The organism is Neisseria sp. P0019.S002 (assembly GCF_051957155.1).
Taxonomy (GTDB): Bacteria; Pseudomonadota; Gammaproteobacteria; order Burkholderiales; family Neisseriaceae; genus Neisseria; species Neisseria perflava.
In genome coordinates, this window is sequence record NZ_JBQCWS010000003.1 from 282213 (window position 1) to 299341 (window position 17129).

Below are 17129 nucleotides of genomic sequence, written 5' to 3' on the forward strand. Positions count from 1 at the left end.
ATAAGTTTATTTCCTGCGGCGTTGGAAACCAGGCAGTTGCCAATGGAAACGGTATGCAGTCAAGCGAAACAACAATCCGCCGGCAAAGAGCAGGTTTAACGTAAAAATATTAATCCAGCCCAAATGCCCGAACAGATAAATCAGCCCGCCAATCAAAATGGCTACGCTGCCGTAAAGGTCGGTGCGCAAAATCATCGGCACATCATTAACCAAAATATCGCGCGCAATACCGCCGCCGACGGCAGTCACAAAAGCCAAAGAAATAACGCCGAACAGATTGAGCTGCAAGGCCATACCGATTTGTGCACCGGTAATGCTGAACGCTGCCAAACCGATAGCATCGGCAATAATAAAAGCAGCGGCCAAATAGGTGCTGCGATAACGTTGCACCCTTATCAACCATGCAATGGCAAGCGTGGCAAACACGACTATCAGCGCATCGGTTTGCAAAAACACTTGCGGAATCCGGCCGACCAAACCATCGCGTATCATGCCGCCGCCGACAGCCGTCAGTAACGCGGTAATGACGACACCGAGCACATCCAATCGCTTGTTGTAGCCGACCAAATAGCCGGAAATAGCAAATGCGGCTGTCCCAATGATTTGGATGAAGTCGGTTGTATTCATAACATGTATTACTCGTCAGATGATAGTTTAATTTGTAGATGCTAAAACATTTCTTATTTGCATTTCTATTTCATCTAACATCTGATAACGCTTACGATACATAGACCGTTTTTTGCTTTCAATTTCCTCAAAGTCCTTACGTATCGGCTCTTTTGGCAGATGCCATAATCCATCAACACCTTTTTGGGCACCATGCTCTTGCCAAAATTGGTCATAATTCATTTTGACACGTTTCTTTAAGCGCCAACGTAGCTTAACTTGCCTATCTTGTGTAATACCAATCACACCATCCAGCTTTAGTGCAATAGCAAAATATTGCAATGCATGCACCATCAGTTGCTGAGGACGCAATCCATGCAGCCTCTTAGTTAAGCTCCGGACTATATCTTTCGCCTCTTCTCCTGCAGGCCCCTGAAGAGAGGCGGCAAGCAGCATATTATTTACAAAGGCAAAAGTTGCCATATACAGCCGTTTTCCACCGTCTTCCCGCAAAGAAAGAGACCACATTCCCTCATCGACACAATTGTCATTTCGGTTAAGCCAAATCTCAAGGCCGTCTGAAGGTTTTGCCAAAACAATATGAAAGGAACGGGTTTTCATACCCATTACTCTTTCTTTTCCAAAAAGCTTTTCTGCAGCCTCAAAATCTGACTGCATAATTTTTAATCTATCGGCACCACTAAATTGTTTATCAACAAATTCATGTATCAAAGGATAGGCATCTTGAGGCATTTGACTAAAAAAACTTTGGCATATTTTCGAAGTATTTACAAACTGCTCAAATGCCTTAATTTCTTTACGATACCACAATGTCCTCAATGTAAATTTTAAATGCTGCGTTTTAAACTTTGGCGCATTCTGATAAACAGTTTTAAATCCTGGAAAAGAAAACTTTTCAGGCATATAGACTCCCTGCACTTACTCCGGTGCTTTAGTATGCCAATCGCTGCTCAGCTGAACTTGATGTGCGGCACCAAAAATTTTGGCTTCGGAGAAATAGTTGCCGATAAATTGCACACCAATCGGCAGGCCGTTTGCGCCGAAACCGGCAGGCAGAGTCAGTGCAGGCAAACCGGCAAGGTTCACGGCGATGGTGTAAATATCGGACAAGTACATTTGGACAGGGTCGTGGATGTCGCTGCCAAGTTTCGGCGCGGCAGTCGGCGCAGTCGGCGCCAAAATGAAATCACATTGACCAAAGGCCGTCTGAAAATCATTGGCAACCAGACGGCGCAATTTTTGCGCTTTCAGGTAGTAAGCATCGTAGTAACCATGGCTCAATACATAAGTACCGATCATGATACGGCGTTTGACCTCGCTGCCGAAACCTTCGGCACGAGTGTTGCTGTACATTTCTTCCAAATCGCCAAATTGCGCTGCACGGTGGCCATAACGTACGCCGTCGAAACGGGATAAGTTGGTACTTGCTTCAGCAGAGGCGAGAACGTAATAAGCAGGAATCGACAATGATGTTTGCGGCAGGGAAACCTCAACAGTCTCCGCGCCTTGTGCTTTGAGCAAATCAATAACGCTTTGCAAGGCCGTCTGAACATCGGCATCCGCGCCTTCGCCGAAATATTCTTTAGGCAAACCGATTTTCAAACCTTTGAGCGGCTTGTCCAAATCACGGGTATAGTCTTCTTTGTCGCGTTCCAAACTGGTGGAATCGCGCTCGTCAAAGCTGGCCATGGCGTTCAACAAAATCGCGCAGTCTTCGGCCGTTTGCGCCATAGGGCCGGCTTGGTCAAAGCTGGAAGCATAGGCAACCATACCGAAGCGTGAAACCGTACCGTAAGTCGGCTTAATGCCGGTAATACCGCAATGCGATGCAGGCTGACGGATAGAACCGCCGGTATCCGAACCCAACGCAACCGGTGCCAAACGCGCCGCAATCACGGCAGCCGAACCGCCTGACGAACCGCCGGGAACATGTTCAAGATTCCACGGGTTTTTGGTTGCGCCGTAGAATGAAGTCTCATTGGTCGAACCCATGGCAAATTCATCCATATTGGTACGGCCAAGAGTAACCATGCCGGCATCCAACAGGTTTTGCACCACAGTGGCAGTATAAGGAGAAACAAAGTTATCCAACATTTTGGAGCTGCATGCACTGCGCCAACCTGTTTGGCAGAAAATATCTTTGTAAGCAACTGGCACACCGGTCAAAGCCGTTGCATTACCGGCCGCGATACGCGCATCGGCTGCTTTGGCTTCAGCAAGGGTCTTATCTTGATCGATGGTAACGTAGCCGTTGATGGCAGGGTTTTTCGCAGCAATAGCGGCCAAATATTCGGTCGCCAATTCGACTGCGGAAATTTGTTTGGATTGCAGCAGGCTGCTGGCTTGTTTGAGCGTGTAAGCGGTCATTGTGCCGTACTTTCTATAAAACAGTTTTTGCTTTCAAAACAGATATTGAAAACATCCGTTTAAATCAATAAATCGGGCCGTCTGAACAAAGTATCCTTTCAGACGGCCTTGCAATAGGGGCTTGCCGATAAGCAAAGGCCGTCTGAAACCTTATTCTTCAATTACTTGAGGAACGATATACAGGCGGTTGCGCACTTCGGGGGCAACAGCTTGATATTCGGCAGCGTGATCGGTTTCAGTCACTTTATCTTCGCGCAGGCGCAAAGCGGCTTCGTGCGGATGCGCCATGGGTTCGATGCCGTCGGTATTGACGCTTTGCATGTTTTCAACCATGGCGAAAATGTCGTTCAACTCGGCAAGCATTTTGTTTTTTTCTTCGTCCGTTAAAGTGAGGCGCGAGAGTTTTGCGATTTTTTCCACATCATTTAAGCTTAAAGCCATAAAAAATCCTTGTCTGATAGCAATGCCTCTTAGGTTTGGGGTATCATTGCATTTCGTCTTCTATGAAGCGAAGAATTATAACCGAAAACCAAACAGGTTGGCATGGTGTTTTAATTCAGACGGCCTTTTAAAGTCGCATTTATCCGTCTAAAACCGTGTACCTGTTTTTCTTATTTTAAATAACGCTAAACACATCCGGGCTGGGCCGGAATTTCAGGAATCCTAATGTTTCGTCTTTTATCTCGTTTCCTCTCCAATGATATTGCCATCGACTTGGGCACGGCCAACACGCTGATTTTTGTACGCGGCAAAGGGATTGTTTTGGATGAGCCGTCCATGGTTGCGATTCAATCCGGCGCAGGCAATAAAAGTAAAATTATGGCCGTGGGCACGGAAGCAAAAAAAATGCAGGGCCGTGCGCCGCGCAATATTGAAATCGTCCGCCCGATGAGGGACGGCGTGATTGCTGATTTTGTGATTACCGAGCGTATGCTGGGTATGTTGATTAAAAAAGCCACCGAAGGACGGTCTTTGGTTCCGCCTCGTGTGGTTATCTGTGTTCCGGGCGGCTCTACCCAAGTGGAACGTAAAGCGATTTTGGATTCAGCGTTTGCTGCCGGCGCGGCAAGCGTGCATTTGATTGAAGAACCGATGGCCGCCGCTTTGGGCGCGGGCTTGCCGATTGAAGATGCGGCAGGTTCGATGATTGTCGATATTGGCGGCGGTACGACTGAAATCGGTATTCTTTCACTGGGCGGTATGGCCTATTCTGCTTCTGTCCGCGCAGCCGGCGATGAATTCGATAAAAGCATCATCCATTACCTGCGCCGCCATCGCGGTGTCTTAATTGGCGAAGCTACAGCCGAAGAATTGAAGAAACAAATCGGCTCTGCCTCGGGCTTTGAAACCGAAACAGCCATGCGTATTAAAGGCCGCGATCTGGCCGAAGGTACGCCTAAATCCTTGGCAGTTACTTCAGATGAAATCCGTGAAGCATTGAGTGAAACGGTGAATCAAATCATCCGTGCCGTCCGTCTGGCTTTGGAACAGGCTCCGCCCGAACTGGCCGGCGACATCGCCGACCGCGGTATTATGCTGACCGGCGGCGGCGCGCTTCTGCACGGTATCGATACCGTCTTGGCCGACGCAACCGGCCTGCCCGTCGGTATTGCCGACCAGCCTCTGAACTGCGTCGCCTATGGTGCCGGTAAGGCTTTGGACTATATTGGCAAATGGGATACCGTGTTTACGGAAAACCCATAAGGTAGATGGTTATGGAACGCTCTTCTTTGCGCTTTGACGAGGCAAAAGGCTCTAAGCTGTTGCCTCGTTTTGTCGTTTATATCGCTCTGGCTGCCGGCCTGATGGTGGCAGATTACCGCTTTTCATTGATGCAGCCTGTACGTGCTGCAGTAATGCCCATGCTCTATCCTGTTCAATGGCTGGCAAATCAACCTGTTCAACTTTATCAATATTTTGCCGACCTCTCCCAGTCCAAATCCGAGCTCTTGGAACAAAACCGCCAACTTCTGGAAGAAAATGGCCGTCTGAAAATTGATTTGCAGCGAGATAAAGTCAATACTGATGAATTGCGCGAATTAAAAAAACTATACGGTTTGCAACAAAAAGGCATTCACAACGTTATCGGTGCGGAAGTCATTTCCAATGGCAAAGATCCGCTTTCCGAAAGACTGATTATCGGCAAGGGCAGCCAAGACGGTTTGAAAGTTGGCGATGCAGTCATCGATCAAAGCGGTTTGATCGGCCTGTTGACACAAGTTCACACACAAAGCGCGGAAATTGAACTGATCTCAAGTGGACAAAGCATTGTCCCCGTAGCCGTCAGCCGCACCGGTGAACGCAATTTGGCATACGGCAATGGCAACGGTTTGGATTTGCGCTATTTTCCAACCGGCTCAGACTTGAAACCCGGCGATATTCTGCTGACTTCCGGCCTGGATGGTACTTATCCGGCGGGGATTCCCGTTGCAACCGTCAGCAAGGTTGTCCGCGCATCGGGAACACCTTATTACGATACGCAACTGACGCCTTTGGCCGCTTTACGCAGCAGCCGTTTTGTCTTGGTACTTTCTTCCGGCCCTTCTTCCCCACGCTGATTTCATGAACGATTTTGACGATTCTTACCGTGCAGTACCGCTGCACATCATGGCGGCCAGTCTCATTGTGATGATGATACTGGACTTTATGCCGTTTTCCTTTGACGGATTCTTCTGGCTGCCTGAAATGACGGCACTGATGTTGCTGTATTGGACATTGCACCAACCGCAACGCGCAGGCATGGGACTGGCTTTTGCCATCGGTCTGATTGTCGATGCAGCAACCGCCGCGACTTTGGGTTTACATGCCCTGTCTTACGTCGTGATGACTTATTTCATTTTAAACCGCCGCCGCCAGATCATGCTTTACGGCCACATTATGCAATTGGCCGCTGTCTTGGCTGCGCTGCTTCTCAATCAGGCCGTCTTAACTGTTGCCCGTTTGTTCCTTAATCATCAGGTCATCACTTTGCAAGGCTTTGTTGCCCCATTTGTCGGCGTACTGCTTTGGCCGATACTCAGCCAACTGATGCTGATTGTGACCCGTATTTACCGCTCCCACTGAAAAGATGAAACCGATTCTTCCACGCCGTCTTTCCGGTGGTCAACATACCAAAAAACCTTCTGCTCAGGCAGCACAAGCCGATGCTTTGTTGCGCCTGCTCGTTGCCTTTATCCTGATTGTCATCTTCTTTTCCATTTTGCTGGCGCGGTTCTTTTACCTGCAAGTAACTCAACACAATGAATTTTCCGGTCAAGCATCAAGCAACCGCATTACCCTGATTCCAACGCCGCCCGTACGCGGCGAAATTGTCGATATCAACGGCGTTCCTTTGGCCAAAAACTATCCTGTCTTTTCACTCGAAGTTATTCCCAGCCGCATTGAAGGCAAGATGGAAGATGTCATTGAAGCATTGAAAAAATACGTCGATATCACGCCGACAGATTTAAAACGCTTTAAAAAATACCGCGAAAGCTATCGAAAATTTGAAAATATTCCGCTCAAGCTCAGGCTGACCGATGAAGAGGCAGCCCGTTTGTCCGTACATTTGCGTGAATTCAAAGGCGTAGAGGTCAACTCACGCACATTCCGCGAATATCCTTACGGCAAACTGACCTCCCATTTCTTAGGCTACATCGGCCGTATTAGCGACAAAGACAAAGAAATGCTGGAAGAAGAAGGCCTGACCGCCCTCTACCGCGGCAGTACGCACATCGGCAAATCCGGCTTGGAAAAATATTACGAACACCAGCTTCATGGCATTCCAGGCTATCAGGAAGTCGAAAAAGACGCTTACGGCAATATCGTCCGCGTATTGAAAAATGTCCCGTCCAAAATGGGGCAAACCTTGCGCCTGGGCATGGATATTCGTATGCAGCAGGAAGCCGACCGCATTTTAGGCGACCGCCGTGGCGCATTGGTGGCCATCAATCCGCAAGACGGCACTGTTTTGGCATTTGTTTCCAAACCTTCTTTTGATCCCAACCTCTTTATTGACGGCATCGACAGTGATACTTGGAAAATGCTGAATGACGATTGGAAAAAGCCTTTGATCAACCGCGTTACCCAAGGCCTTTATCCGCCGGGTTCTACATTCAAACCCTTTATGGGCATGGCCTTGTTGGAAAGCGGCAAAATCACTCAAAACACCATCGTCCCCGCTCCCGGCGCATGGAGCATACCCGGCAGCCGCCATATCTTCCGCGACTCCGTCCGCAGCGGTCACGGCTCGGCCAACTTGAGCAAAGCCATTCAAGTATCCTCAGATACTTTCTTCTATCGTCTCGGCTATGAAATGGGTATCGATAAAACCTCTCCGTATCTGGCGCAATTCGGTTTCGGCCAGAAAACCGGCATTGATCTGCCCAGCGAATACACAGGCGTTTTGCCCAGCCGCGAATGGAAAGCCAAACGCTTTGCCAAATCTTCCGACCCGACTGCCAAAGAATGGCGCGCCGGCGAAATGGTTTCCGTCAGTATCGGCCAAGGCTACAATGCCTATACGCCTTTGCAAATGGCACATGCGACAGCATCTTTAGCCAACAACGGTGTTGTCCATCAGCCGCATTTGGTCAAAGAAATATTGGATTTCGGCGCGCGCAAAATTACCCGTATCAATCCTAATCCCGAACGTCAAATTCCGTTCAAAGCCGACAACTTCGAATACGTCAAACGCGCAATGGAGAAGGTATTAAAACCGGGCGGTACGGCGCACCGTATCGGTGGCGGACTCTCTTACACAATGGGCGGCAAAACCGGTACGGCCCAAGTCGTACAAATTAAACAAGGCGGCCGCTACAATGCCGCAGCCCTGCGCGAACAACACCGCGACCACGCATGGTTTATCTCGTTTGCGCCATTGGAAAAACCTGAAATCGCCATTGCCGTTATTTTGGAAAACGGCGGCTGGGGTGCGTATGCCGCGCCATTGGCCCGTGAAATGACTGATTTTTATATGCTTCACGTCAAGCCGCAACAGTTTTCAGACGGCCTTGAGTCAGATTCGGCCAAAACTGAAACAACGGACAAGCATCAGCCTATTACCAGCATTTTCCAATCTGCCTACGGACTGACTCCGACAAGCCCTGCCTCACAGCCGGAGGTTCATCATGAATAACACATCAGCGTGGAAAAATTTCAAATCCACCATTGCAGCCCCGATTGACCCTTGGCTGTTTTTTGCCATGCTCGCCATCTACATCATGAGCCTGTTCCTGCTCTATTCTGCAGACGGGCAAGAGTTCGGCCAATTGGAAAACAAAACCATCCATACCGTTTTGGGCTTTGCCCTGTTATGGATTATCGCCGTATTCAAGCCGCAAACGGCTGCCAAAGTTGCCCTACCTGTTTACATTGTCGGCGTATTACTGTTGATTGGCGTCGAAGTCGCCGGCGTTACCGTCAACGGCTCGACCCGTTGGCTGAGTCTCGGCTTTACCCGTATCCAGCCTTCCGAAATCATGAAAATCGGCATTCCCATGACTGTCGCGTGGTATTTCCAACGCTATGAAGGCCGTCTGAAATGGATACATTATATTGTCGCCCTCGTGCTGATTCTTGTTCCTGTCGCCCTGATTTTGAAACAGCCCGACCTCGGTACAGCCGCGCTGATTATGGCTTCGGGCATTTTTGTTATTTTCTTTGCCGGATTGCCTTGGAAAGCTATTTTTGCCGCTATTATTGCCTTTGTGGCCGCCATGCCGCTCTTATGGAACTACGGCATGCACGACTACCAGAAAACCCGTGTTCTCACCCTGCTCGACCCAACCAAAGACCCGTTGGGCGCAGGCTACCACATCATCCAATCCATGATTGCCATCGGCTCGGGCGGTGTATGGGGCAAAGGCTGGCTCAACGGTACGCAAACCCATTTGGACTATATTCCCGAATCAACGACTGACTTTATTTTCGCGGTATTCGGCGAAGAGTTCGGCCTGATCGGCAATATCCTTTTGCTGCTGGTTTACCTTATCATTTTGGCACGCGGATTGTGGATTGCCGCGCAAGCGCAATCCCTTTACAGCCGTACTCTGGCAGGCGCGTTGACCATGACCTTTTTCTGCTATGCCTTTGTAAACATGGGCATGGTCAGCGGTATTTTGCCCGTTGTCGGCGTCCCCCTCCCCTTGGTCAGCTACGGCGGTACGGCTACGCTTTCCATCATGGTGGTGCTCGCCCTGTTGATGGGTATTGCCAATGAACACAAAAACCTCCGTCGTCGTAATATAGACAACGACGACCTGACTTCAAGCAAGGAATAATATGGAATTAGGTGTAGAAATCGGCAAACTTCTCGTTGCACTTCTTGTACTGATCAACCCCTTCAGCGCACTCTCGATTTATCTTGACCTGACGCAAGACCACAGCACCAAAGAAAAACGCAGAATTGCGCGTACTGCCGCACTAGCCGTTTTCATCGTGATTGTCGTCTTTGCACTGGGCGGCGGTATCTTGTTGAAAGTACTCGGCATCAGCGTCGGCTCCTTCCAAGTCGGCGGCGGTATTCTGGTTTTGCTGATTGCCATATCCTTAATGAACGGCAACGACAATCCTGCCAAACCCCAAATTGATCCCCATTCAGAAGAACATCAAAGTGCGCAACAAGTCCGCCGCAATGAAAAAGCCATTGCCGTCGTACCCATTGCCATTCCGATTACCATCGGCCCCGGCGGTATCTCTACCGTCATCATTTACTCCTCTGCCGCCAAAAATTACAGCGATATTGCCCTAATTATCATCTCCGGCTTTCTGGTCAGCCTGATTTGCTATCTCATCCTGATCGTTGCCGGACGCATCAGCAAACGCTTGGGCACGACCGGCCTGACCATCCTCAACCGCATTATGGGCATGATGCTTGCCGCCATTTCCGTAGAGATTATTGTTGCCGGCTTAAAATCCATTTTCCCCCAACTGGTCGCTTGAAGTACAATTATCACAACAAAAGGCCGTCTGAAACATTTTCAGACGGCCTCATAAAAACATAAAAACAAAGGAGCCAACCATGTTTCACAGTACCCATGTCTTTACCGGTGAAACCATTTGCCGCCGACCAGCACAAAGCTACACTGAATTTACCGACGAATTAAACCGCCTCCAAACCCTTCAGCAAACCTTCGCCCAATCAAGCATTACCGAGCGCACTACCCTCTTACAGCAATTTGCCGACAGCCTCGCCCAAAACCAAGAACGCCTCGCCGAAATGGTTTGCGAAGAAGTCGGCCGTTGCCTGCACGAATGTCGTGCCGAAATCAGCAAATCCATCGAGCTTATCCGCTACTACGTCCACCTCGCACCCGAACTGCTAGCCCATAAAACCATCGCCACCCAAGCCAGCCTCAGCCAAGTCCGCTTCGAGCCTTTGGGCGTTGTTTTGGCAGTCATGCCGTGGAACTATCCTGTTTGGCAGATTTTACGATTTGCCATCCCTGCCCTCTGTGCAGGCAATGCTTGTGCAGTCAAACCTGCGCCCAGTGTCGCCCGCGTCAGCGAAACCCTCTTCGGTCTTGTTCCAAAAGGTTTGCCGCTTATCGGCGCATGGTTAAGCCATGAAGACACGCTTAAAGCCATTGAAGATACCGATGCCATGGCATTTACCGGTTCGACCCATACCGGCCGCTTGCTGGCCGCACATGCAGGCAGACATCTGAAAAAAACTGTCCTTGAACTAGGCGGCAGCAATCCGTTTATCATCCTGCCCGATGCCGATCTGCAACGTGCAGCCATCGATGCCTGCTATTCGCGTTTCCGTGATGCCGGACAATCCTGCAATGCCGCCAAACGCATCATCGTTACCCAAGATATTGCCGAACAGTTTATCCCGCTTTTCCTTGCTGAGTGCGCCAAACTGCAAACCGGCAACCCCAAAGACCCGAACACCACCCTTGCCCCACTTCACCGCCAAGACCTGCGCCAAAACGTGCACGAGCAGGTTCAAGATGCAGTTGCACACGGCGCGCAATGCTTGAGCGGCGGCTATATTCCTGATGGACAAAGCTGGTTTTACCCGGCTACCGTCTTGGATCGAGTCAATCCAAACTGCCGCGTTTGGCACGAAGAAGTCTTCGGCCCGGTCGCCATGATCTTACGCGCCGACAATCCGGATCACGCCGTTGCGCTTGCCAATGACACACCTTTCGGCCTCGGCGCCTGTATCTACACAGCCGACACGGCAAACGCATGGCAATACGCTGAAAAAATCCAAGCAGGCTCTGTCTTTATCAACCGCCACACCAGCAGCGACTTGCGCCTCCCCTTTGGCGGCGTCAAAGATTCAGGCTACGGACGGGAACTATCCGAATTCGGACTGTACGAATTCGTCAACGTCAAAACCTATTGGCAAAAATAAACTGTTTCATTAACTCAGGCCGTCTGAAAACCCAATTTCAGACGGCCTGATGTTTTTTTAAAGACTGGCATAAATGTTGTATTTAAAACCCATACCAATTCTGCAAAATCAAAGCGGCTCAAAAATAAGAAACCTATTTTAGAAAGCAATTCATATTTCCACGCCCATTTTGAATCGGCAGCTTACCATGTTTATCATTCCAACCGTTTCATTAAACTCTCTATAAAATACCCAATAAACAAAAATGCCGTCTGAAATACAACTTTCAAACGGCATTTTCAATCAAATACTACTTACCGGATTACAATTTCAAACTGGCCAGTTTAGCAGCATACGCATCCAAATCGGCGATTGGACGGGTAGCCACGCCGCTTTCCATTGCTGCTTTAGCAGTAGCTGTAGCAACGCGAGGCAACAGGCGGGAATCGAATGGGGTAGGAATCAGGTATTCCGCACCGAATTCGAATTTCTTACCGTAAGCGGCAACCACTTCTTCAGTTACCTCTTCCATTGCCAAATCTGCCAGTGCATACACGCAAGCGCGTTTCATTTCTTCATTGATTGTGGTCGCGCCGACATCCAATGCGCCACGGAAGATGAATGGGAAGCACAATACGTTGTTTACTTGGTTCGGGAAGTCTGAACGGCCGGTACCGATGACCACATCCGGACGGGTTTCTTTTGCCAATGGAGGCAGGATTTCCGGATTCGGGTTTGCCATGGCGAACACGATTGGTTTTTCGTTCATGGTGTTCAGCATTTCAGGCGTCAGCAGATTTGCGCCGGACAGACCCAAGAAGATATCTTTACCTTTAACGGCATCGGCCAATACGCGTTGGCCGTTATCTTCAATGGCGTAGAACTGTTTGGACTCGTCCATACGGTCTTTGTCTTCGCGAGTTTTGTAAATCACGCCTTTGGAGTCGCAAACGGTCACGTTTTCGCGTTTCAAACCCAAATCCAGCAATTGGTTCAAGCAGGCAATCGCTGCGGCACCTGCGCCGGAGCACACCAAAGTCGCTTCCTCAATTTTGCGGCCTGTATAACGCAAAGCGTTCAATACAGCGGCAGCGGTAATGATGGCAGTACCGTGTTGGTCGTCGTGGAATACAGGGATTTTGCAACGTTTGCGCAATTCGCGTTCGATGTAGAAGCACTCAGGCGCTTTGATGTCTTCGAGGTTGATACCGCCGAAAGTCGGTTCCAAAGAAGCGATGATGTCCACCAATTTTTGTGGGTCTTTTTCATCGATTTCGATATCGAATACGTCAACGCCGGCGAATTTTTTGAACAATACGCCTTTGCCTTCCATTACAGGTTTACCGGCCAATGCGCCGATGTTGCCCAAACCCAACACTGCGGTACCGTTGGAAATCACGGCAACCAAATTGCCTTTGGCAGTGTATTTGTAGGCAGTTTGCGGATCGGCATGGATTTCCATACAAGGAGCGGCTACGCCCGGAGAGTACGCCAACGCCAAATCTTTAGAAGTGGCCAGAGATTTGGTTGGGGTAACGGAGATTTTGCCCGGCACGGGGAATTCGTGGAACTGCAGGGCGGCTTCTTTTAATGAATTTTCCATTTATCGATCCTGTTTGCGAGAGAGATTTTACAGCGAACAAGTCTGAAACAGGCTGCTTCAGACGTTTAAATTTTCTAAAGTCGGGTTGTTAACAGTCCGGCTTTGTAAGGGACCGTAATTTTATCATGTTCTTTTGGTGGCGCATACCGATATTTATTACATTTGTTTTGATATTTCGTTTTATTTGGTTTTATGTCTAAAAACTTCTGTAATAATATTTCTTCGCCACACTACCCTTCTTTCAGACGGCATTTTATTTAAACTTAAACATTCAATCCAAAATGACTGTCTAGCGCGGTTTCAATCTGATTTTTTACCGCGTCCAGACTTTGGCTGCTGTCGATGACGGCATAGCGTTCCGGCTGTTCGTTAGCACGTTGCAGATACACTTCGCGCACCCGATTGAAAAACTCGGCTTCTTCTTGTTCAAAGCGGTCCTTCTCACGCGTTTGGTTGATGCGCGCCATTGACACTTCCAAAGGCACATCCAACAGCAAAGTTAAATCTGGACGAAAATCGCCCTGCACCCAATGCTCAAGCGTGGCAATATCTTGCAAGGGAACGCCTCGTCCGCCGCCTTGATAGGCAAACGTTGCATCGGTAAAGCGGTCGGAAACGACATGCGTGCCGTTTTTTAAGGCAGGCAGAATAACTGTTTCCAAGTGTTGTTGTCTGGCGGCAAACATCAGCAGGGTTTCGGTACGCAGGCTGACTTGGGTGGCAGGATTGAGCAGGATTTCACGCAATGCTTCTCCGGCCGGAGTGCCTCCCGGTTCGCGCGTAAACAATACGGGTAGTTTGTGCTTTTCAAACCATGCTTTCATTACGGCGAGGTTGGTGGACTTGCCTGCGCCGTCTATGCCGTCAAGGGTGATAAATCTAGGTTTCATATGGATATCGTCAATTTAAAGGCCGTCTGAAACAGGGATTATAAATGTTTCAGACGGCCTATTCGGTTTATTTCTTCAAAATATATTTGCGTACAGCAGCGTTGTGTTCAGAAAGATTGTGGCTGAACTCGCTCAAGCCCGTACCATCCATTTTTGAGACGAAATACAGATATTTTTCATCAGACGGATGACCCGCCGCTTCAAGCGCTGCCTTGCCGGGAAGCGCAATCGGCGTCGGTGTCAAACCGCTGCGCGTGTAGGTATTGTAAGGCGTATCGCGTTGCAGGTCGGCTTTGCGGATTCTGCCTTTATACGCATCGCCCATGCCATAGATAACGGTCGGGTCGGTTTGCAGGCGCATGCCGATATTCAGGCGGTTGACGAATACGGCGGCAACATGGGCACGGTCGTCTTCGTGTGCGGTTTCTTTTTCAATCAAACTCGCCATAATCAGCATTTCGTACGGATTTTTATAAGGCAGGCCGCTTTGACGGTCGTCCCATGCTTCTTGTAGGTTTTCCCGCATTTTACGGTAGGCGATTTTGTAAATTTGAAGATCGCTGCCACCGGCATCAATTTCGTAACTATCCGGGAAAAACTGTCCTTCAGGATTACTGCTCAAGGCATCGGGCGCCACTTCGGCCATCAGTTTCTCATCGCTCCAACCGCGCGTGTCGTGGGCAATATCGGCAGTATTGTCGATAATACGGCGCATTTGGGCAAAACGCGCGCCTTCCAAAATTTGCACGCTGACCGAGTCAGGACGGCCTTTTTTAATGCGTTTTAAAATGTCCCAAGCCGATACTTTGGAAGATAGGCGGTAAGAGCCGGCATTAAGTTGGTTGTGTACGCCCATCACATATGCGGCGGCTACCAGCACATAACGGTTATAAACGATGCCGTCTTGAGCCAGTTTGCGGCTGACGGAAGAAATACCTTGGTTTTTGGTAATGGTGATACGGTATGGTTTGCCGTTGTCTTTCGGAACAAATAACAATGCGGCAACCACGGCGGCAAATGCCGTCAAAAATACGGCCAGCCATTTCAACAATTTTTTCAGCATGGTAGGATTCTTGGTTTGTGAACTTGTCGGGCGACAGTATAACCGAAAACAAGCGCACTAAGCCTGCCACCTTCCCAAACGTATGTTTTCCTACCCCGAAAGGCCGTCTGAAACCATGAATTCCTCTTCAAAAAACACTTGGCAAAACGGCCGTTGGCTGAATGCACGCCAAACTCATTCGCCCAATTTCAGCCCGCGCGAACCGGATGAAAACGTCTCATTGGTTGTCCTCCACAATATTTCCCTCCCTCCTTTTGAGTACAACACAGGGGCAGTGGAAAAATTGTTTACCAACCAAATCAACCCTGACGAGCACCCTTTTTTCAGCATCATTCACACCTTGCGCGTCTCCAGCCATTTTTTCATCAGCCGTAAGGGCGAAACCGTCCAATTCGTTTCCTGCGACGACATGGCCTATCATGCCGGCGTATCGTCGTTTCAAGGCAGAGAAAAATGCAATGCCTTCTCCATCGGTATCGAATTGGAAGGCTGCGATTTCGAGCCTTTTACCGAAGCACAATACACCAGCCTGCAAGCCTTGCTGACCGCTATTTCCGAACATTACCCGATTCAGGCCGTTACCGGTCATCAGGACATCGCGCCGGACAGGAAAACCGATCCCGGGCATTTCTTCGATTGGCCTCGCCTTCAAAAAGCAGGTTTCCCTATCCGGCGCGGATAACTTTCAGATGGCCTGAACAATGATTGGCAGACATAATGCTGTCACAACCGTTTATTTTCGTTATAATTCAGCTATTCATTCGGACGCATAAAGTCCGGCTCCAACGAACTTCCTACGCAGCAAGATTCCGCACCCTGAAAAAGACGGAATGCTGCCTTTTTAAAAAGTGATTACTCCATGATTTTCATCGTCTTAGCCCTCGCCGCCCTTTTGGCGGTCATCGGTTACAACATGTACCAGGAAAACCAATACCGCAAACAAGTGCGCGAACAATTCGGCCATTCCGATAAGGATGCACTTTTGACCAGCAAAACCAAACACGTCCGCGACAGCAAAGAAACTGGCGGACAAGGTTTGTTTATCAAGAAAAACAAAAAAAACGAAGAGGCATTGCGCAACCTGCAAGAGCAAGATGAAATCTACGCGGCAAAAGCCAAACTGGCTCACCCTGCCCAACTTAAAACCGATGTTGAGCTGACTGTGGAAGACGACTTTTCCGCAGAAGAAAAAGTCCAACACACCGTTATCGGTTTGAACAACGAAATTACCGTAAGCCCAGCCGAAGCCGCTTCTGCTCCGGTTGAAACCACAGCCGAGCCTGTGGCACAAGTACCATTGATCAGCTTGGATGAATTGTCTCAAGTCGAGTTGCCTTGGTTTGACCCGCGCTTCGACTACATGGCCTACATCTCCCTGAAACAAGCCCAAGAATTGCACGCCCTGCCGCGCCTTTCCAGTACACACCGCTTCCAAATCATCGGTTGCACCATGGACGACCATTTCCGCGTTGCCGAGCCGATTCCGGGTGTTTACTACCAAGGCTTCGTCATGGGCTTGCAAGCTGTCAGCCGCAACGGTTTGGCCGCGCGTGAAGAGCTGCAACACTTCGATCAACAGGTTGATGCCTTTGCCCAACTGATGGACGGCAAAGTTTTGCATACCGACTTGGATGCGTTCACCGAAGTCGCACAAGCTCTCGACCAATTCTGTGCGCGTGTTGACCAAACCATCGCCATTCACTTGGTTTCCCATTCCAACATCAGCGGCGTAGAATTGCGTGCCGCCGTGGAAGAGACCGGTTTCAAATTGGGCGAAGACGGCGCGTTCCACTTCGGTGACAACAACAACCCCCAATTGTTCTCCATCCATACTTTGGACAACAAACCGTTTACCAATCCTCTGTTGGATAACCAAGCCTACCGCGGTTTCAGTATGCTTTTGGATATTCCGCATGTTCCGGCCGGCGAAAAAACTTTCGACAAATTTATGGACTTGGCAGTCAAACTCTCCGGCCAACTCAGCTTGGATTTGGTTAACGACCAAATGGAAGAAGTTTCCACCCAATGGCTCAAAGACGTACGCAACTACGTTTTGGCCCGTCAGGAAGAAATGCTTAAAGTCGGCATCAAACCCGGCAGCAAACAAGCCCTGCGCCTGTTCTCTTAAACTTCCCCAATCAAAAAGCGGATATGCAATGACGGCATATCCGCTTTTTTCAGGTAAAATCCCTTCATCTTCAATATTCATCAATTTTCAGACGGCCTCTCTATCATCAGGCCGTCTGAAAACTCTAT

Annotated in this window: 16 protein-coding genes; 9 read left to right on the forward strand and 7 right to left on the reverse strand. The window is 49.3% G+C overall.

Annotation, left to right across the window (positions count from 1 at the left end):
- Positions 1-6: 6 nt before the first annotated feature.
- From ACTHTY_RS06695 to gatC, 4 genes are all read right to left on the reverse strand, one after another.
- Positions 7-627, reverse strand: a complete 621-nt coding sequence (locus ACTHTY_RS06695) for a trimeric intracellular cation channel family protein (protein ID WP_128581776.1) — start codon at positions 625-627, stop codon at positions 7-9.
- Positions 628-654: 27 nt separating this feature from the next.
- Positions 655-1530, reverse strand: a complete 876-nt coding sequence (locus tag ACTHTY_RS06700) for a VirK/YbjX family protein (protein WP_440366923.1) — start codon at positions 1528-1530, stop codon at positions 655-657.
- Between the two features lie 15 nt (positions 1531-1545).
- Entirely contained in the window at positions 1546-2994 is a 1449-nt protein-coding gene (gene gatA / locus ACTHTY_RS06705; protein WP_440366925.1) for an Asp-tRNA(Asn)/Glu-tRNA(Gln) amidotransferase subunit GatA, read from the reverse strand.
- 150 nt (positions 2995-3144) lie between these two features.
- Positions 3145-3435: an Asp-tRNA(Asn)/Glu-tRNA(Gln) amidotransferase subunit GatC gene (gene gatC, locus ACTHTY_RS06710; protein WP_070646789.1), complete on the reverse strand. Its 291-nt coding sequence runs from the start codon at positions 3433-3435 to the stop codon at positions 3145-3147.
- A 225-nt stretch (positions 3436-3660) separates the two neighbouring features.
- Here gatC and ACTHTY_RS06715 point away from each other — a divergent pair, with 225 nt between their 5' ends.
- The 7 genes from ACTHTY_RS06715 to ACTHTY_RS06745 all read left to right on the forward strand — a co-directional run bounded on the left by ACTHTY_RS06715 (position 3661) and on the right by ACTHTY_RS06745 (position 11338).
- Complete coding sequence (locus ACTHTY_RS06715) at positions 3661-4698, forward strand: rod shape-determining protein (protein ID WP_070459838.1); 1038 nt, start codon at positions 3661-3663, stop codon at positions 4696-4698.
- An 11-nt stretch (positions 4699-4709) separates the two neighbouring features.
- Entirely contained in the window at positions 4710-5552 is an 843-nt protein-coding gene (gene mreC, locus ACTHTY_RS06720) for a rod shape-determining protein MreC (RefSeq protein ID WP_440366927.1), read from the forward strand.
- A 4-nt stretch (positions 5553-5556) separates the two neighbouring features.
- Positions 5557-6057 (forward strand): rod shape-determining protein MreD, encoded by a 501-nt coding sequence (gene mreD, locus ACTHTY_RS06725; protein WP_188209836.1) that lies wholly within the window; start codon positions 5557-5559, stop codon positions 6055-6057.
- 4 nt (positions 6058-6061) lie between these two features.
- Positions 6062-8110 carry a penicillin-binding protein 2 gene (gene mrdA / locus ACTHTY_RS06730; protein ID WP_440366930.1) on the forward strand — a complete coding sequence of 683 codons (2049 nt, stop codon included), beginning with the start codon at positions 6062-6064 and terminating at the stop codon, positions 8108-8110.
- Entirely contained in the window at positions 8103-9254 is a 1152-nt protein-coding gene (gene rodA, locus ACTHTY_RS06735) for a rod shape-determining protein RodA (protein ID WP_440366931.1), read from the forward strand. Before mrdA ends, rodA begins: the two co-directional genes overlap by 8 nt.
- A 1-nt stretch (position 9255) precedes the next feature.
- The gene (locus ACTHTY_RS06740) at positions 9256-9915 is read left to right on the forward strand and encodes a MarC family protein (RefSeq protein ID WP_440366933.1); all 660 of its coding nucleotides are present in this window, start codon (positions 9256-9258) and stop codon (positions 9913-9915) included.
- A gap of 79 nt (positions 9916-9994) precedes the next feature.
- A complete protein-coding gene (locus tag ACTHTY_RS06745; protein WP_440366935.1) occupies positions 9995-11338 on the forward strand; it encodes an aldehyde dehydrogenase family protein in 1344 nt (447 codons plus the stop codon).
- Between the two features lie 301 nt (positions 11339-11639).
- Here ACTHTY_RS06745 and ACTHTY_RS06750 read toward each other — a convergent pair whose 3' ends face one another.
- The 3 genes from ACTHTY_RS06750 to mltG all read right to left on the reverse strand — a co-directional run bounded on the left by ACTHTY_RS06750 (position 11640) and on the right by mltG (position 14873).
- Positions 11640-12920, reverse strand: a complete 1281-nt coding sequence (locus tag ACTHTY_RS06750) for a malic enzyme-like NAD(P)-binding protein (RefSeq protein ID WP_440366937.1) — start codon at positions 12918-12920, stop codon at positions 11640-11642.
- A 263-nt stretch (positions 12921-13183) separates the two neighbouring features.
- Entirely contained in the window at positions 13184-13810 is a 627-nt protein-coding gene (gene tmk / locus ACTHTY_RS06755; RefSeq protein ID WP_311475708.1) for a dTMP kinase, read from the reverse strand.
- 67 nt (positions 13811-13877) lie between these two features.
- Positions 13878-14873: an endolytic transglycosylase MltG gene (mltG, locus tag ACTHTY_RS06760; protein WP_293192752.1), complete on the reverse strand. Its 996-nt coding sequence runs from the start codon at positions 14871-14873 to the stop codon at positions 13878-13880.
- A gap of 115 nt (positions 14874-14988) precedes the next feature.
- On the opposite strand from mltG, the gene ampD reads away from it, so the two are divergent.
- The gene (ampD, locus tag ACTHTY_RS06765; RefSeq protein WP_440366939.1) at positions 14989-15555 is read left to right on the forward strand and encodes a 1,6-anhydro-N-acetylmuramyl-L-alanine amidase AmpD; all 567 of its coding nucleotides are present in this window, start codon (positions 14989-14991) and stop codon (positions 15553-15555) included.
- Between the two features lie 177 nt (positions 15556-15732).
- Positions 15733-17001 (forward strand): cell division protein ZipA C-terminal FtsZ-binding domain-containing protein, encoded by a 1269-nt coding sequence (locus tag ACTHTY_RS06770; RefSeq protein WP_440366941.1) that lies wholly within the window; start codon positions 15733-15735, stop codon positions 16999-17001.
- The last annotated feature ends 128 nt before the right edge of the window (positions 17002-17129 follow it).

Bases quoted from the DNA above. Each gene is read 5' to 3' on its own strand.
- ACTHTY_RS06695 (WP_128581776.1), bottom strand. From the start codon at position 627: ATGAATACAACCGACTTCATCCAAATCATTGGGACAGCCGCATTTGCT.
- ACTHTY_RS06700 (WP_440366923.1), bottom strand. From the start codon at position 1,530: ATGCCTGAAAAGTTTTCTTTTCCAGGATTTAAAACTGTTTATCAGAAT.
- gatA (WP_440366925.1), bottom strand. From the start codon at position 2,994: ATGACCGCTTACACGCTCAAACAAGCCAGCAGCCTGCTGCAATCCAAA.
- gatC (WP_070646789.1), bottom strand. From the start codon at position 3,435: ATGGCTTTAAGCTTAAATGATGTGGAAAAAATCGCAAAACTCTCGCGC.
- ACTHTY_RS06715 (WP_070459838.1), top strand. From the start codon at position 3,661: ATGTTTCGTCTTTTATCTCGTTTCCTCTCCAATGATATTGCCATCGAC.
- mreC (WP_440366927.1), top strand. From the start codon at position 4,710: ATGGAACGCTCTTCTTTGCGCTTTGACGAGGCAAAAGGCTCTAAGCTG.
- mreD (WP_188209836.1), top strand. From the start codon at position 5,557: ATGAACGATTTTGACGATTCTTACCGTGCAGTACCGCTGCACATCATG.
- mrdA (WP_440366930.1), top strand. From the start codon at position 6,062: ATGAAACCGATTCTTCCACGCCGTCTTTCCGGTGGTCAACATACCAAA.
- rodA (WP_440366931.1), top strand. From the start codon at position 8,103: ATGAATAACACATCAGCGTGGAAAAATTTCAAATCCACCATTGCAGCC.
- ACTHTY_RS06740 (WP_440366933.1), top strand. From the start codon at position 9,256: ATGGAATTAGGTGTAGAAATCGGCAAACTTCTCGTTGCACTTCTTGTA.
- ACTHTY_RS06745 (WP_440366935.1), top strand. From the start codon at position 9,995: ATGTTTCACAGTACCCATGTCTTTACCGGTGAAACCATTTGCCGCCGA.
- ACTHTY_RS06750 (WP_440366937.1), bottom strand. From the start codon at position 12,920: ATGGAAAATTCATTAAAAGAAGCCGCCCTGCAGTTCCACGAATTCCCC.
- tmk (WP_311475708.1), bottom strand. From the start codon at position 13,810: ATGAAACCTAGATTTATCACCCTTGACGGCATAGACGGCGCAGGCAAG.
- mltG (WP_293192752.1), bottom strand. From the start codon at position 14,873: ATGCTGAAAAAATTGTTGAAATGGCTGGCCGTATTTTTGACGGCATTT.
- ampD (WP_440366939.1), top strand. From the start codon at position 14,989: ATGAATTCCTCTTCAAAAAACACTTGGCAAAACGGCCGTTGGCTGAAT.
- ACTHTY_RS06770 (WP_440366941.1), top strand. From the start codon at position 15,733: ATGATTTTCATCGTCTTAGCCCTCGCCGCCCTTTTGGCGGTCATCGGT.